This is a genomic window from Bacillus sp. BML-BC051 (assembly GCF_019656175.1).
Taxonomy (GTDB): domain Bacteria; phylum Bacillota; class Bacilli; order Bacillales; family Bacillaceae_G; genus Bacillus_A; species Bacillus_A mobilis.
Genome location: NZ_BPLI01000051.1, coordinates 23,357 through 39,233 on the forward strand (window position 1 = coordinate 23,357; position 15,877 = coordinate 39,233).

Consider the following 15,877-nt stretch of genomic DNA (forward strand, 5'->3'; position numbering starts at 1 on the left):
GGAGGATGTTTCAAATGAAAAAATTATTACTTACAGCACTTATTTCAACTTCAATTTTTGGTTTAGCTGCTTGTGGCGGGAAAGATAAAGATGAAAAGAAACTAGTTGTGGGGGCTTCTAACGTGCCGCATGCGGTTATTTTAGAAAAGGCTAAACCTTTATTAGAGAAAAAAGGAATTGAGTTAGAAATTAAAAAATTCCAAGACTACGTATTACCAAATAAATCGTTAGCGGATAAGGATTTAGATGCAAACTACTTCCAACACATTCCGTATTTAGAAAAAGAAATGAAAGATAAAAAATATGACTTTGAAATAGCAGGGAAAATTCATTTAGAGCCAATTGGTGTATATTCTCAAAAATATAAGAGCTTAAAAGAACTTCCGGACGGAGCAACAATTATTATGAGTAATTCCGTTACTGACCATGGACGTGGCTTAGCAATTTTACAAAAAGAAGGCATTTTAAAAATTAAAGACGGAGTAGATCCAGTTAGTGCAACTCCAAAAGATATTGCAGATAATCCGAAACACTTAAAATTCAAAACGGATATTGAGCCTGGTTTGTTGCCACAAGTGTATAACAATAAAGAAGGCGACGCTGTTTTAATTAACTCGAACTATGCAATTGATGCGAAATTAAACCCAGAAAAAGATGCAATTGCAATTGAAGGCGATGATTCTCCATACGCAAACGTATTAGTGGTTCGTAAAGGTGATAAAGATAAAAAAGCGATTAAAGAGCTTGTAGAAGTATTGCATTCTAAAGAAATCGAAGACTTTATTACTAAAGAATATAAAGGAGCGGTTGTTCCTGTAAAAGAATAATTGCTGAAAAGGGCTGGTGTATGCCGGCTCTTTTTATAACTACATAACTATAGGGGAGAAGGGGACATCATATGAAAAAGATTCTACTGTCAGTTGTTACAGCACTGTCTGTATTTACATTAGCTGCTTGCGGAGGGAAAGAAGAGAATAAGCTAGTTGTGGGAGCTTCTAACGTGCCGCACGCTGTTATTTTAGAAAAGGCACAGCCGATATTAGAGAAAAAGGGTATTAAATTAGAGATTAAAAAATTCCAAGATTATGTGTTGCCGAATAAAGCGTTAGCGGATAAGGAAATTGATGCGAACTACTTCCAGCACATCCCTTACTTAGATAAAGAAATTCAAGAAAAGGGATATAAAATTGTAAACGCAGGAAAAATCCATTTAGAGCCAATGGGCATTTATTCTAAGAAATATAAAAGTTTAAAAGACTTGCCAGATGGCGGAACAGTTATTATGAGTAATAACGTAGCGGAGCGTGGCCGTATGCTCGCATTATTACAAAAAGGCGGAGTTATTAAATTAAAAGATGGCGTAGATGTTGTTAAGGCAACAGTAAAGGATGTTGTAGAAAACCCGAAAAACTTAAAGTTTAAAACAGATGTAGAGCCTGGATTGTCACCAAAGCTGTATGAAAATAATGAAGGCGATGCTTTATTTATTAATTCAAACTACGCAATTGATGCAAAATTAAATCCAACAAAGGATGCAATTGCCATTGAAGGATCAGACTCTCCGTATGCAAATATTATTGCAGTTCGTAAAGGAGACGAGAAGAAAAAAGAAATTAAAGAATTAGTAGAAGTATTGCATTCAAAAGAAATTCAAGACTTTATTACTAAAGAATATAAAGGTGCTGTACTTCCGGTAAGTGAATAAACACAAGGAAAGGACTGGAAAATTTCCAGTCCTTTTTTCTTTATATAAATAAGAAGAAAGGTGTATCATATAAGGATGCAAGGGAAATACTTATATACATTTGTGAAAAAATTGTTACTTTTTTTCGTCGTTTGCGATATCATTTTATTTGATATAAGATTAGAATGAGAATAAAATGAGAATATGAACGTTTTAGGAATTTTTAAAATGTATATATAGGATTAATGGAGGTATTGAGATGGCTGGTTCTACATTAACGGTTAAAGACTTACACGTATCAATTGATGGCAAAGAAATTTTAAAAGGTGTAAACCTTGAAGTAAAAGGTGGAGAAATCCACGCAATTATGGGACCTAACGGAACAGGTAAATCAACTTTATCTTCTGCGATTATGGGTCACCCAAAGTATGAAGTAACAGAAGGTAGCATCATCATCGACGGTGAAGATGTATTAGAAATGGAAGTAGACGAGCGCGCACAAGCAGGTCTATTCCTAGCAATGCAATATCCAAGTGAAATTAGCGGAGTAACAAACGCTGACTTCTTACGTTCTGCAATTAATGCACGTCGTGAAGAGGGCGATGAAATTTCTCTTATGAAATTTATCCGTACATTAGATAAAAACATGGAATTCCTAGAAATGGATCCAGAAATGGCACAACGTTACTTAAACGAAGGTTTCTCTGGTGGAGAGAAAAAACGTAACGAAATTCTTCAATTAATGATGATTGAGCCAAAAATCGCAATCTTAGACGAAATCGACTCAGGTCTTGATATCGATGCATTAAAAGTTGTATCTAAAGGTATTAACCAAATGCGCGGCGAAGAGTTCGGTTGCCTAATGATTACGCATTACCAACGTCTATTAAACTACATCACTCCAGACTTCGTTCACGTTATGATGAACGGTCGTATCGTTAAATCTGGTGGCCCTGAGCTTGCACAACGTCTAGAAGCTGAAGGTTACGACTGGATTAAAAAAGAATTAGGTATTGAAGACGAAACAGCAGAGCAAGAAGCGTAAGAGAGGAGCATAAACATGACAATCGGTACATTACCTTTCGATCAAGAAACAATCCGTCAGCGCGCAAGCGAAGTAAACGAAGCTGCTTGGTTGACTGAGTTCCGCTTACAAGCTCTTGCACAAGCAACTGAACTTCCAATGCCAACGCCTGATAAAACGAAAATTGAAAAATGGGACTTTATCGGAAAAGGCGACGCTGCTAAGCAAGAGCCTGTAAGTTCTTTAACTGAGCTTCCAGAAGCAGTGAAAAACTTAATCGATGAAAATAACAGCGTATTAGTGCAACGTACTGGTACAACTGCGTTTGTTTCTTTAGCAGACGAAGCAAAAGAAAAAGGTGTTATTTTTACAGACATCGTAACAGCTGCAACAGAGCATGCTGAACTATTACAAAAGTATTTAATGAAAGACGGCGTGAAGGTAGACGAGCATCGTTTAACTGCACTTCATGCTGCATTAATCAACGGCGGTGCATTCGTATATGTTCCGAAAAACGTTGTTCTTGAAACTCCACTTCAAGCTGTATTCTTAGTAGACGGCGAAGAAGCTAACGTATATAACCACGTATTATTCGTAGCTGATGCGAACAGTACTGCAACTTATGTAGAAAACTACGTTGCAAATGAAAATGCTAAAGGTATTGCAAATATCGTAGCAGAAGTAATCGTGGAACAAGGCGCACAAGTGAAATTCGGTGCGGTTGATCTATTAGCAAAAGACGTAACAACTTACGTTAACCGCCGCGGTGTTGTAGGACGCGACGGCCGCATTGATTGGGCTCTAGGCCTTATGAATGACGGAAACACAATTTCAGAGAACGTTACAAACTTAATGGGCGACGGTTCATATGCTGATACGAAAACAGTAACAATTGGCCGTGGTAACCAAACACAAAACTTTACAACTAAAGTTGTTCACTTCGGTAAACACTCTGAAGGTTGGATTTTAAAACACGGTGTACAAAAAGATAGTGCAACATCTATTTTTAACGGAATTGGCAAGATTGAACACGGTGCATCTAAATCAAATGCACAACAATCTTCTCGCGTTCTTATGTTAGATGAGAAAGCTCGTGGGGATGCAAACCCAATTCTTTTAATCGACGAAGATGATGTAATGGCAGGTCACGCAGCTTCAGTAGGCCGCGTAGATCCGTACCAATTATACTACTTGATGAGCCGTGGTATTCCAAAACGCGAAGCAGAACGTTTAGTCATCCATGGATTCTTAGCACCTGTAGTAAATGAGCTTCCAATTGAAGGAGTAAAAGCACAGCTTGTTGAGGTAATTGAAAGGAAAGTTCGCTAATGAATATTCATGAAATACGCAAACAGTTTCCAATTCTTGATCAAAAAGTGAACGGCAAACAACTTGTATATTTCGATAGTGCAGCAACTTCTCAAAAACCAATTCAAGTCATTGAAACGTTAGAACGTTACTATAAAGAATATAACTCTAACGTGCATCGCGGTGTTCATACGCTCGGTACGAAAGCTACTGATGCGTATGAAGGTGCACGCGAGAAAGTTCGCAAGTTTATTAACGCGAAATCAATGGAAGAGATTATTTTCACGCGCGGAACGACAACTGCATTAAATACAGTAGCGGCTAGCTATGGTCTTGAAAATGTAAAAGAAGGCGATGAAATCGTTATTTCTTACATGGAGCACCATAGTAACATCATTCCGTGGCAACAAGTTGCGAAGAAAACTGGTGCAACTTTAAAATACCTTCCGCTTCAACCAGACGGTACAATTTCTTTAGAAGATGTTCGTCAAACAGTTACACCGAATACAAAAATCGTTTCTATTATGCAAGTTTCAAACGTGCTTGGAACGATTAACCCTGTAAAAGAAATCGGAGCAATCGCACACGAAAATGGCGCAATTATGGTCGTTGACGGTGCACAAAGTACACCTCATATGAAAGTGGATGTACAAGATTTAAACTGCGATTTCTACGCATTATCTGCTCATAAGATGTGCGGACCTACAGGTATCGGCGTATTATATGGTAAAAAAGAATTGCTAAACAATATGGAGCCAATTGAATTTGGCGGTGAAATGATTGATTTCGTAGATTTACAAGAATCTACGTGGAAAGAGCTTCCGTGGAAGTTTGAAGCAGGTACGCCGATTATCGGTAATGCAATCGGACTTGGAGCGGCAATTGATTTCCTAGAAGAAATCGGTCTTGATAATATTGAAAAGCATGAACATGAATTAGCGCAATATGCTTTAGAAAGACTATCAGAAGTAGATGGCGTTACAATTTATGGTCCAAAGCATCGCGCTGGTCTTGTTACATTTAATATTGAAGACGTACATCCTCACGATGTAGCGACAGTATTAGATGTAGAAGGCATTGCGGTTCGTGCAGGACACCACTGTGCACAACCGCTTATGAAGTGGCTGAAAGCTTCTTCTACAGCACGTGCGAGCTTCTATTTATATAATACAAAAGAAGAAATTGATACATTTGTTGAATCGCTAATCAAGACAAAGGAGTATTTCACAAATGTCATTTAATAATTTAGATACGTTATATCGTCAAGTTATTATGGATCATTATAAAAATCCTCGTAACCATGGCGTGTTAGAAGATAGTGTTACAGTTAACTTGAACAATCCAACTTGCGGCGATCGTATTCAACTTACGATGAAAGTGGCAGAAGGTATTGTGCAAGAAGCGAAGTTTGAAGGAGAAGGATGTTCTATTTCAATGTCTTCAGCTTCAATGATGACACAAGCAGTAAAAGGTAAGAAAATTGAAGAGGCACTTCAGCTTTCTAAAATTTTCTCTGACATGATGCTAGGAAAAGAGTACGATGACAGCATCGATTTAGGAGATATTGAAGCATTACAAGGCGTATGCAAGTTCCCTGCACGTATTAAATGTGCAACATTAGCGTGGAAAGCGTTAGAAAAGGGCTTAAACGAAGATAAGTAATGTTAAAGGTTCCTAAAAATGAGGTTATTTAAGGAGGGACACACCAACATGGCGAAGCAACTGCCAGATATCGGCGATTATAAATATGGTTTCAAAGACAAAGACGTTTCGATTTTCCGTGCTGGACGCGGTTTAACAAAAGAGATCGTTGAAGAGATTTCACGTATGAAAGAAGAACCACAGTGGATGTTAGACTTCCGTTTAAAATCACTGGATAAGTTCTATGAAATGCCAATGCCACAATGGGGCGGCGACTTAAACGACTTAGATTTTGATGAAATTACGTACTACGTAAAACCATCTGAGAAATCTGAGAAGTCTTGGGATGAAGTACCTGATGAAATTAAAGCAACATTTGATAAATTAGGTATTCCAGAAGCTGAGCAAAAATATTTAGCTGGTGTATCTGCACAGTACGAATCTGAAGTTGTATACCACAACATGAAAGAAGACCTAGAAGCTCTAGGAATCGTCTTCAAAGATACAGATAGCGCATTAAAAGAGAACGAAGATATTTTCCGTGAGCATTTCGGAAAAGTAATCCCACCAACAGACAACAAATTCTCTGCATTAAACTCTGCAGTTTGGTCTGGTGGATCATTCATCTACGTTCCAAAAGGTATTAAAGTGGATACACCACTTCAAGCGTATTTCCGTATTAACTCTGAAAATATGGGACAATTTGAGCGTACGCTTATCATCGTAGACGAAGGCGCACACGTACACTACGTAGAAGGTTGTACAGCACCTGTTTACACGACTAACTCACTTCACAGTGCGGTAGTAGAAATCATCATTAAGAAAGATGCATATTGCCGTTATACAACAATCCAAAACTGGGCGAACAATGTATATAACCTAGTTACAAAACGTGCGGTTTGTGAAGAAAACGCAACGATGGAATGGATTGACGGTAACATCGGATCTAAATTAACGATGAAATACCCAGCAGTTATCTTAAAAGGCGAAGGCGCTCGTGGTTTAACATTATCTATCGCGATTGCTGGTAAAGGCCAACACCAAGATGCTGGTGCGAAAATGATTCACTTAGCACCAAACACGTCTTCAACAATCGTTTCTAAATCGATTGCGAAGCATGGTGGTAAAGTAACTTACCGTGGTATCGTACACTTCGGACCAAAAGCGAAAAACTCTCGCTCTAACATCGAGTGTGACACGTTAATCATGGATAACCAATCTACATCTGATACAATTCCTTATAACGAAATCAAAAACGATTACGTTTCACTTGAGCACGAAGCGAAAGTATCAAAAGTATCAGAAGAACAATTATTCTACCTAATGAGCCGCGGTATTTCTGAGCAAGAAGCTACAGAAATGATCGTAATGGGCTTCATCGAGCCATTCACTCGCGAACTTCCAATGGAATACGCAGTTGAAATGAACCGCCTAATCAAGTTTGAGATGGAAGGTTCTATTGGTTAAATAGAAATGCGGAGCTGGAAAATATTTAAAGTGGAAGCGGCTCGTTCAGAATGTGAGGGGGATGGAGCTTCTGACGTAGAGGCGCTTTTTGCCTCATAGGAAGAAGTGAAGCCACCGAACATTCTAGCCGCTGGAACTGGATAATATATAAAGTGGAAGCGCCCTGCTATGCAGGGCGCTTTTTTATGTTGTGCTGGGATCGATTCAGTTTAGTTCAGGTCAGGCTGAGATACCTAGTCGGGTGTTCAGTTAAATATATCAGCGATTATTTCAATATATCGACGATTCGACAAGGAATATCGACTTATCGACAAAGTAAGACAAAAGAAATTCTTCATATACCACGCAACATTTTATATGAAAAGAGAACGAATGAAGTAAGGAAAAGATACTGACAAACCCACTGGATAATCCAATCGAACACCACTTACCGAACCCTCTGTTAAACTTTTTGACAAATCCCCCAAAACCAACCCAGAATCCACCATCTAAAATCCTTCCACACAATAAAAAAAGTTTTCATACCAAAAAGGGCAATCTTTTGCTTTTTCTCTCAATGCGAGTACAATGTAAAATAGCAAGAAAAGACGAAAAGTATTTACAGGATTATTGCGTACGCATAGCGTAAATGGCAGTAAGGAACTGAGAGGAGGTTTTTTCTCTGAATATAAATAAAGAAACAATCATCCACCTTTATCATACAAACGATATACATAGTCATTTTGAAAATTGGCCGCAAATTTCTCGGTTTGTACAAGGAGAGAAAAAGCGAAGACAGGAAGCGGGAGAGACCGTTTTGACGGTTGATATCGGCGATCATGTGGATCGTTTTCATAGTATTTCGGAAGCGACGAATGGACTTGGCAATACGAAGCTTTTAAATGAGGCGTTATATGATTATGTAACGATCGGAAATAATGAAGGAATTACGTTAGCGAAGGAGCATTTGAATCGTCTATATGATGATGCTGGATTTGAGGTGCTCGTCGCGAATTTATTTGAAAAAGAAGGCGTACGCCCAGAGTGGGCAAAGCCTTATAAATTACATACAACGATAGATGGGATTACGATTGCTTTTATCGGGTTAACAGTTGCGTATCCAGAGTTTTATCATATGCTTGATTGGCATATTGAAGATCCGCTTATCCATTTAGAGTCTATTTTAGAAGAAGTGCGAGATGAGGCTCATATTACAGTTGCCCTTTCTCATCTTGGAAAAAGCATGGATGAGTATATGGCGGAGCATTATGATATAGATGTTATTTTAGGGGCACATACGCACCATTTATTTGAGCGTGGTGTTCTTATGAATAATACGTTACTTTGTTGTTGTGAAAAGTGGGGACGTTACGTTGGGCACGTACAGCTTACTGTGGATAAAGAGACGAAGAAGCTGTTGAAAAAAGACGGTAGAGCGATTAAGACAGAACGTTTAGGAGCTTATAGTAAGCCGTTATCCACAATTGAAATGCTGCAGGAAGAAAGTAAACATATTATGGAAGAGCCTGTCGTTCATTTAAAGGAAGCATTACCGGTCGATTGGTTTCAGGAGACATCATTTTCGCACATGTTAGCAAGTGCGCTGAAAACGTGGTGCAGTGCAGAGATTGGCATGGTGAACGCTGGTGTGCTATTAGAGGGATTAAATGAAGGTGTTGTGACGCGCGGAGATATTCACAGAATTTGTCCACATCCCATTAATCCATGTTTATTAAAAGTACCAGGGAAAACGTTACGAGAAGTTATTTTGAAAGCGCGCCGTCCGAATATGGAGAACCTTGAGGTAAAAGGATTTGGATTTCGCGGGAAAGTGATGGGGAAAATGATTTACGCTGGTGTAGAAGTTATTCCAGATACGATTCCTGGGAATAAAATTTTACTTGAAGATGTATTGATTAACGGGGAATCACTGGAATTAGATCGTATATATACGGTAGGAACGATTGATATGTTTACATTCGGATACTTATACCCAGAGCTATCCACACTTTCTGACAAACAATATTATATGCCAGAACTACTTAGAGATGTGTTAACAGACATGTTGATAACTCATACATTTTCCGTCAAACTATAGGCTAGTTAACTTGTAACACTCATTTTTCTCTTGTCATACAGATAAGAAAGAGAGGAGTGTGAACTATGGTTAATGTGGAGCCAATTATAATTGATAATTATACGTTTATTGCGGTTAGCGTCAAACTTCCAAAGACAAATTTGCTAGCTGTAATGAGCGATAAAGGATATATTATGTGCGGTGCATTAGATGTAGGTCTTTTAAATGAGAAGTTAGGTGATCGAGGTATTATTGCTGGCCGCGCGGTTGGTGTAAGAACGATTGAACAACTTCTTGAAGCACCGCTAGAATCAGTAACGATTGAAGCCGAAGCTTTAGGTATTACGGCTGGCACAATCGGAAAAGAAGCATTATTAAAAATGAGATAAGCATATATCGTCCCTCCTTCTTGCATAGAAATGATATAAGAAGGAGGTTTTTTTATGAGTATATTTCGTTCGAAAAATTCGCGGTTTCGAAGGGGACCTATTTCCTTTCGGTACATACTGCTTATGTCGTTTATTCTTTTTGTTATATTACTCGTGCAAGGATTATGGATTGTGAATAAAAGCATTCAGCCGACATTACTTAAATATGGAGAAGTAGAGACGCATAAAATGGCGACAGCGATTATGACGAAGGCAGTAAAAGATAGAATTAATGAGGGATTCGATGTGGATTCATTAATGAAGGTACAAAATGATAAAAACGGGAAAGTATCCACAATTAATTTAAATACGAAGCAAGTAAATGAAATCGTAACGTCAACGACCACATACATAGAAAAATATTTACAGCAAGTAGAACAAGGTAATTTGAAGGGGCTAGGTATTTCTGAAAAAAATGGGGCAACGATGGCAGTTCCTTTTGGTCGTGTAACGGATAATGCGCTTCTTGGAAATATAGGCCCCGATATTCCAATTGATTTCACGACGATTGGTCATGTGAATACGGATATTAAACAAAAAATTGAACCGCACGGTATCAATACGACAGCGATTCAAATTATTATGGAGATGGAAGTCACGTTACAAGTCATTATTCCATTTCATACGAAAGAAATAAAAGTAAAACAAGACGTTCCGATTGCAACGCGTATTGTTCAAGGGGAAGTGCCTACGTATTATGGAAGCGGGAGTGTTGTTGTACCTGATAAAAAGAAAACGGATAGTTAGTCGAATATAAAAAATAACCGTAGCAATGTGCTACGGTTATCGTTTTGTATTCGCGCGTTCTTTTCGCTCCCAAAGGCTTAAATGCATGTATGGATCGAAAGCCCATTCTGTATAGCCATTGTCTTTATACATGCCGAAATGTAAGTGAGGAGGGAATTTTCCCGCTGTGCCGGGAGGGCCGTAACCGGTGCTACCAACAAATCCGATTACTTTTCCAGGTTCGACAATTTGTCCAAGCTGTATTTCTTTTGAGAATCCGCCTAAATGAGCGTAATAATGGTAATTATTATGAAGGTCACGAATACCGATGCGCCATCCGCCAAGGCGGTTCCAGCCCTTTGTTTCAATGATGCCATAGCAAGTGGATCTGACTGGTACGCCATAGCCTGCAAAAATGTCGGTTCCTTCATGAACTCTTCTTCCCCCAAAACTTCTTCCAGCGCCAAAAGTACTACGGTAGCTATGGTCGCTACGAATTGGAAGTGGGAAAGCATTTCCTTCTAAGTTAATACGTCCATAATGTTTATAAATTTGGGCGTATTCGCTAATTAATTCAACTGTTTTCGCACGTCTATAATATTCCCAAAGCATAATGTGAACACGGTCTTCGGACGTTCCTTGTTTCTTTAAAATTGTTGCTGCTGTATGCAAAAGATCACGGTCGTTATTTGCATTTGCAAATCCATCTTTGTCACCATCTAAACCTAACCCGCCAAATAGAGAAATTGTATGTGGGAGAGTGTCGTTACCATTAACGGGTCCAGCCCATATTTCTGGTTTGAAATAAAGGGAAATGATGGCATCTGGTTTTTTCGGAATATCTTTTCTTACGCTCCGTATATTTCTTTCATATTGATCCATTGCAGCTAAGTAATACCACGGAATGCCTGAAGATTGCTCGGTTTCTTTATATAGTGCCATGCGCTTTTCGTATATGCTTTGCTGATTATCTTCACCGTAAGCGATGTTTTGGTGGAGAAGAAAGCAAATTGAAAGCAAAAGAGAAATTTTTCGAAGCATGAAATAGACTCCTTTCACAACATCACTCTTTTTAGTGTGGGATATACGGAGTATTTCATTATAGGGAACGATTGGAAAAAATCTTAGAATCTTCATTTGAGCAAATCGCTTTCATACGTTAGAATAGATATGTTACATTGAAAGAAGCGAACACGGTAAACTATTTCATATTGTGCGGAGTTGATAACCATGACAAAACAAACAGAATATAAGCGCAAGCCCGAATGGTTGAAAATTAAGTTAAACACGAATGAAAACTATACAGGCTTAAAGAAAATGATGCGTTCTAAGAATCTTCATACAGTTTGTGAGGAAGCGAAATGTCCGAATATTCATGAATGCTGGGCTGTAAGGAAAACAGCAACATTTATGATTTTAGGTGCGGTTTGTACACGTGCTTGTCGTTTTTGTGCGGTTAAAACAGGCTTACCAACTGAGCTTGATTTACAAGAGCCAGAACGCGTAGCAGATTCTGTAGTACAAATGGGCTTAAAGCACGTTGTTATAACAGCGGTTGCACGTGATGATTTAAAGGACGGGGGAGCAGCTGTTTTTGCTGAAACAGTACGCGCTGTACGTCGTAAAAATCCATTTACGTCAATCGAAGTATTACCATCTGATATGGGTGGAGTAGAAGAAAACTTAAAAATGTTAATGGATGCAAAACCAGATATTTTAAACCATAACATTGAAACAGTACGTCGATTATCTAACCGAGTTCGCGCTAGAGCAAAATATGACCGTTCATTAGAGTTTTTACGTCGAGCGAAAGAAATGCAGCCTGATATTCCAACTAAATCGAGCATTATGGTGGGCTTAGGTGAAACGAGAGAAGATTTAATTGAAGCAATGGATGACTTACGTGCAAACAATGTGGATATTTTAACTCTTGGACAATACCTACAACCATCTAAGAAGCATTTACCAGTTCTTAAATATTACCCACCAGCAGAATTTGCAGAGCTTAAAGAAATTGCACTTAGCAAAGGCTTTAGCCACTGTGAAGCTGGCCCACTTGTGCGTTCTTCTTACCATGCGGACGAGCAAGTTCGTTCTGCAAAAGAAAAAACAGCAGAAGCAAAATAATGAAAAAAGAGAGCCGATTACTGGCTCTCTTTTTGTTTATATTCTAAAACAGTATTTGAGCATGTTAATAAAATCTTCTTTAATTCCTCTGTGGATAATTCAATTGTAAATTCAGGTACACCAGGTGTAATTAAAATTTTATCGTACGTATAAATAGCGTTATCCACAATAATGGTTACATCGTGTGAATAACCGAAAGGAGCTACACATCCCGGCGTACAACCGGTTTTGTCTTGCAGTTCATCAGGGGAACAGAGAGATAAGCGTTCTCCAGTTATTTCTTTCATTTCTCCTCGGTTAAGCCTTGTGCCCTCTAACGTAAAAAATACGTAATAATCTCCAGCCTTTGATTTTAAAAATAAGCTTTTACTTGGAGTACCTTGTAAGCCAAGCCTCTCCCGCACGATCCGATCTGTCTCGTAATCGAGTACTGGTTCGTGTTCAAACTTTTCGTAAGAAGCATTTGTTTTATGTAGTAAAGCAAGTACATCTTCGTACATATGGAGTGATACCCCTTTCTATTGTTAGTACAGTTTCTTCTCGTGGCGTCAACTGAATGTGTTGGAAAGAGATATTACTTGGACGATACTTCCCATAATCGTTTTATAGTACATTGTTCATCGATTATAATTTCATAAACATCAGGATTTGTTAAAGCTCTCCATTCATTAAAACCAATCGTATGATCAAAGTGCTTTAAAATGAGCGTAAGTAAGTTTCCATGTGTAACGAGTAGTGTTGTAGTATGGTTTAATTTTAAAACGTCTTGGATAAGCGATATAGCACGGTCTGTTGCTTGTTTTGTTGACTCTCCGCCTGAAAAGGCAATATCTATATTTGTAAAAGTAGATTCTAGTTTTTGCAACCAATCGTCCATTGGAACGTCGCTTAATATGCGTTCAGCTAATCGTTTATCTTCTTGGATAGACAGGTTAGCTTGGAGCGCATAAGGCCGAATAGAATCGATAGCTCGCACAAATGGGCTTGAAATAATATGATCTATTTGTGGTTGGTTTTCTAAGAGGAATGTAGCAAGAATGTTTGCTTGATTTTTTCCTGCAATCGTTAATTCGGCACCACATTCTTGGCCAATTGCTGAACAATGTCGTATTACAATCAATTTCTTCATAATTCATCCCCATCTTTCAAGTTGACGCTATATACTTCGACAAATGTAGAAAAAATTCCTTTTTATTGGAAACGGGAAACGGCATATTGATTTTAATATGTGGAAAAGTAATATGGACAACGAATATTTGAGGTGCACTTATGAAAAAAATGATGTGTATTATATTTAGTCTTTGTTTTTTTATGCACTTGTCCACAACATATGCAGAATCCAATCAAAAGGTAGAGTATCCAAGTAATCGGAATAAGCCATTTGTTAGTGAGGATGTGTTTTACGAACAGCTAGATAAGAAAATGTATAAAGAATACAACAATGCAGCATATAGCGTTCGAAAAAAGATTTTATTTAAAGAAGTGCCTGATGAAGAATTTTCTTTCCTACAAAAAACAGCCGCGGGTTGTCGTGGTAGCGTGGTACTTCAAGATTTTTTTGTTCACCCTGATCGCCAAGTTTATTTTTTTGCTTCCTTTTCTCAAAATGAAGCAGAAGAGGTTCATAAGTACATTGTTATAGATGCAGAAACAAAGAGGGAGTTGCAAGAGGGCAAGAGTTATCATCATTGCGAAAATCGTGGTAAAAAATAACCCACCAGTTGGTGGGTTATTTTTTATTCCGGTACACTCATTAATTTCTCTTTCATTTTACGAATAAGAATGATAGCACCAATTGTGAAGAGAAGGGTAATTCCTTCTGCAACGAAGATGTTGATTGTTTTTGTTTGATAAAGTGCCGCGAAAAAGTCTACAAATGCGTGGAATAATATAGCGTAAACAAGGAAGATATATTTCTTCTGTTTTACTGCGTATAAGACAAGCATTGTAAAGGCAATTTGCAATACAAGAGCCATAATTCTTTCCAAGCTGCCAAGGAAGTATAAATAAGCAGGTTGTTCTATTAACATATCCTTTACAAGATTTAATTGTGGTAGTTTTTCTGCCATTTGAGCGAAGCTACCATTGTTAATAGCATTAGCGAATATAAGTGTCTGCAATGCAGAGAATCCGCCAACTAAAATAGATTCAATCCCGCCGTGACCAATTCCATAAGCGAAGCCATCTTTATATTCTAGGTATTTTTTTAGTAGGAAGAAGAAGGCAACGAAGCGTCCTAATTCTTCAAAAATACCAGCAGTTAGTCCGCCATAAAGTGCAAAGACAAATGGATTTTCTAAAATTGGAGCGATTGCTGGATTACCACGCATAAATAGGTGGAACGGTGTTTCGAGAATTTGGGTAAACCCAATAAAAATAAGAATACCAACGCCGACTACTTTCCAATTAATATGATATTTTTTACGAAAATAAACAAACGCAATAATAGGTACCAGAATCGAAAGCACAAGTTGAATTGTGATACTGGCAATTACCGTACTTGAAACCATACTTTCACCGCTTTCTAATATATGTACATATCTATTATGCATGAAATATAGTGGAGATGAAACTTTTAACAAAAAATGAATGTACTTATTGACTCTAACGTTGCGTCATACTTTATCGTATGTATTAAGGGGGAGATACACATGACAATGAAGGTAAAAGAGGTAGCTAATTTAGTTGGAATTAGTGTGCGCACACTGCATCATTACGATGAAATTGGGTTGTTAACCCCAGATGAGACGACAGAGTCTGGATATCGTCTGTATTCCAATGAAAATTTAGAGACATTGCAGCAAATTTTATTTTTTAAAGAACTAGGCTTCCCTTTGAAGAAGATTAAAGAAATTATCATGAGTCCATCATTTGACCGAGAAGAAGCGCTACAGCTTCATAAGAAAATGCTTATTGAAAAGCGTGCTAGGTTAGATAAAGTGATTGCGACGATTGATAAAACAATTCAGCATACAAAAGGAGAGATTGAAATGACGAACAAAGAGAAATTTGAAGGCTTCGATTTCAGCCAAAATCCGTACGAAGAAGAAGCGCGTGAAAGATGGGGAGACGCAGCTGTAGATAAAGCGAATGAATATGCGAAAGGTATGTCAAAAGACAATCAAGAAGAGTTTAATACCATTTATAGAAATTTAGCGGCACTTAGACACGGCGCACCAGATTCTAAAGAGGCACAGGAAGCAATAGGAGTATGGTACGATTACTTGCAAAACTTCGGTGAGTATTCATTAGATGCTTTTAAAGGACTCGGTCAAATGTATGTTGCTGATGAGCGCTTCACGAAAAATATCGATAAGTTTGGTGAGGGATTAGCGCAGTTTATGTGTGATGCGATGGAGGTTTATGCGGATCGTAAGAAATAGTCAAAAATAAAGAAGGTGGAGGTTTTCTCCACC

At 38.1% G+C, this 15,877-nt stretch carries 17 protein-coding genes; 13 read left to right on the forward strand and 4 right to left on the reverse strand.

Annotation, left to right across the window (positions count from 1 at the left end):
• Positions 1–14 precede the first annotated feature (14 nt).
• The 10 genes from metQ (K5S59_RS20190) to yunB all read left to right on the forward strand — a co-directional run bounded on the left by metQ (K5S59_RS20190) (position 15) and on the right by yunB (position 10,355).
• Positions 15–827: a methionine ABC transporter substrate-binding lipoprotein MetQ gene (metQ, locus tag K5S59_RS20190; RefSeq protein WP_000735101.1), complete on the forward strand. Its 813-nt coding sequence runs from the start codon at positions 15–17 to the stop codon at positions 825–827.
• Between the two features lie 71 nt (positions 828–898).
• Positions 899–1,705, forward strand: coding sequence for a methionine ABC transporter substrate-binding lipoprotein MetQ (metQ, locus tag K5S59_RS20195; RefSeq protein ID WP_000722402.1), 807 nt, complete (start codon positions 899–901; stop codon positions 1,703–1,705).
• Between the two features lie 238 nt (positions 1,706–1,943).
• Complete coding sequence (sufC, locus tag K5S59_RS20200; RefSeq protein ID WP_000929162.1) at positions 1,944–2,729, forward strand: Fe-S cluster assembly ATPase SufC; 786 nt, start codon at positions 1,944–1,946, stop codon at positions 2,727–2,729.
• 15 nt (positions 2,730–2,744) lie between these two features.
• Positions 2,745–4,037, forward strand: a complete 1,293-nt coding sequence (sufD, locus tag K5S59_RS20205) for a Fe-S cluster assembly protein SufD (protein ID WP_000152177.1) — start codon at positions 2,745–2,747, stop codon at positions 4,035–4,037.
• Complete coding sequence (gene sufS / locus K5S59_RS20210) at positions 4,037–5,257, forward strand: cysteine desulfurase SufS (RefSeq protein WP_001020767.1); 1,221 nt, start codon at positions 4,037–4,039, stop codon at positions 5,255–5,257. The genes sufD and sufS overlap by 1 nt, the downstream gene beginning before the upstream one ends.
• Positions 5,247–5,678: a Fe-S cluster assembly sulfur transfer protein SufU gene (gene sufU / locus K5S59_RS20215; RefSeq protein ID WP_000009521.1), complete on the forward strand. Its 432-nt coding sequence runs from the start codon at positions 5,247–5,249 to the stop codon at positions 5,676–5,678. The genes sufS and sufU overlap by 11 nt, the downstream gene beginning before the upstream one ends.
• Positions 5,679–5,726: 48 nt before the next feature.
• The gene (gene sufB / locus K5S59_RS20220) at positions 5,727–7,124 is read left to right on the forward strand and encodes a Fe-S cluster assembly protein SufB (RefSeq protein ID WP_001118824.1); all 1,398 of its coding nucleotides are present in this window, start codon (positions 5,727–5,729) and stop codon (positions 7,122–7,124) included.
• A 685-nt stretch (positions 7,125–7,809) separates the two neighbouring features.
• Positions 7,810–9,201, forward strand: a complete 1,392-nt coding sequence (locus K5S59_RS20225) for a bifunctional metallophosphatase/5'-nucleotidase (protein WP_080000203.1) — start codon at positions 7,810–7,812, stop codon at positions 9,199–9,201.
• 65 nt (positions 9,202–9,266) lie between these two features.
• Positions 9,267–9,569 carry a YunC family protein gene (locus tag K5S59_RS20230; RefSeq protein WP_000248463.1) on the forward strand — a complete coding sequence of 101 codons (303 nt, stop codon included), beginning with the start codon at positions 9,267–9,269 and terminating at the stop codon, positions 9,567–9,569.
• A gap of 54 nt (positions 9,570–9,623) precedes the next feature.
• Positions 9,624–10,355 (forward strand): sporulation protein YunB, encoded by a 732-nt coding sequence (yunB, locus tag K5S59_RS20235; RefSeq protein ID WP_000021813.1) that lies wholly within the window; start codon positions 9,624–9,626, stop codon positions 10,353–10,355.
• Positions 10,356–10,391: 36 nt separating this feature from the next.
• Here yunB and K5S59_RS20240 read toward each other — a convergent pair whose 3' ends face one another.
• On the reverse strand, positions 10,392–11,375 hold the full coding sequence (locus tag K5S59_RS20240) for a M23 family metallopeptidase (RefSeq protein WP_000944676.1): 984 nt from the start codon (positions 11,373–11,375) through the stop codon (positions 10,392–10,394).
• 189 nt (positions 11,376–11,564) lie between these two features.
• On the opposite strand from K5S59_RS20240, the gene lipA reads away from it, so the two are divergent.
• Positions 11,565–12,461: a lipoyl synthase gene (gene lipA / locus K5S59_RS20245; protein ID WP_000166375.1), complete on the forward strand. Its 897-nt coding sequence runs from the start codon at positions 11,565–11,567 to the stop codon at positions 12,459–12,461.
• Between the two features lie 17 nt (positions 12,462–12,478).
• Here lipA and K5S59_RS20250 read toward each other — a convergent pair whose 3' ends face one another.
• Together K5S59_RS20250 and K5S59_RS20255 are read right to left on the reverse strand one after the other, a co-directional pair.
• Positions 12,479–12,961, reverse strand: a complete 483-nt coding sequence (locus tag K5S59_RS20250) for a YbaK/EbsC family protein (RefSeq protein WP_000272728.1) — start codon at positions 12,959–12,961, stop codon at positions 12,479–12,481.
• Between the two features lie 74 nt (positions 12,962–13,035).
• A complete protein-coding gene (locus K5S59_RS20255) occupies positions 13,036–13,590 on the reverse strand; it encodes a histidine phosphatase family protein (RefSeq protein ID WP_000734021.1) in 555 nt (184 codons plus the stop codon).
• Positions 13,591–13,730: 140 nt separating this feature from the next.
• On the opposite strand from K5S59_RS20255, the gene K5S59_RS20260 reads away from it, so the two are divergent.
• Positions 13,731–14,174, forward strand: coding sequence for a hypothetical protein (locus tag K5S59_RS20260; RefSeq protein ID WP_000738556.1), 444 nt, complete (start codon positions 13,731–13,733; stop codon positions 14,172–14,174).
• Between the two features lie 23 nt (positions 14,175–14,197).
• On the opposite strand, the gene K5S59_RS20265 is transcribed toward K5S59_RS20260, so the two are convergent.
• A complete protein-coding gene (locus K5S59_RS20265) occupies positions 14,198–15,013 on the reverse strand; it encodes a YhfC family intramembrane metalloprotease (RefSeq protein WP_002073448.1) in 816 nt (271 codons plus the stop codon).
• 99 nt (positions 15,014–15,112) lie between these two features.
• On the opposite strand from K5S59_RS20265, the gene K5S59_RS20270 reads away from it, so the two are divergent.
• Positions 15,113–15,844, forward strand: a complete 732-nt coding sequence (locus K5S59_RS20270) for a MerR family transcriptional regulator (protein WP_000178113.1) — start codon at positions 15,113–15,115, stop codon at positions 15,842–15,844.
• Positions 15,845–15,877 lie beyond the last annotated feature (33 nt).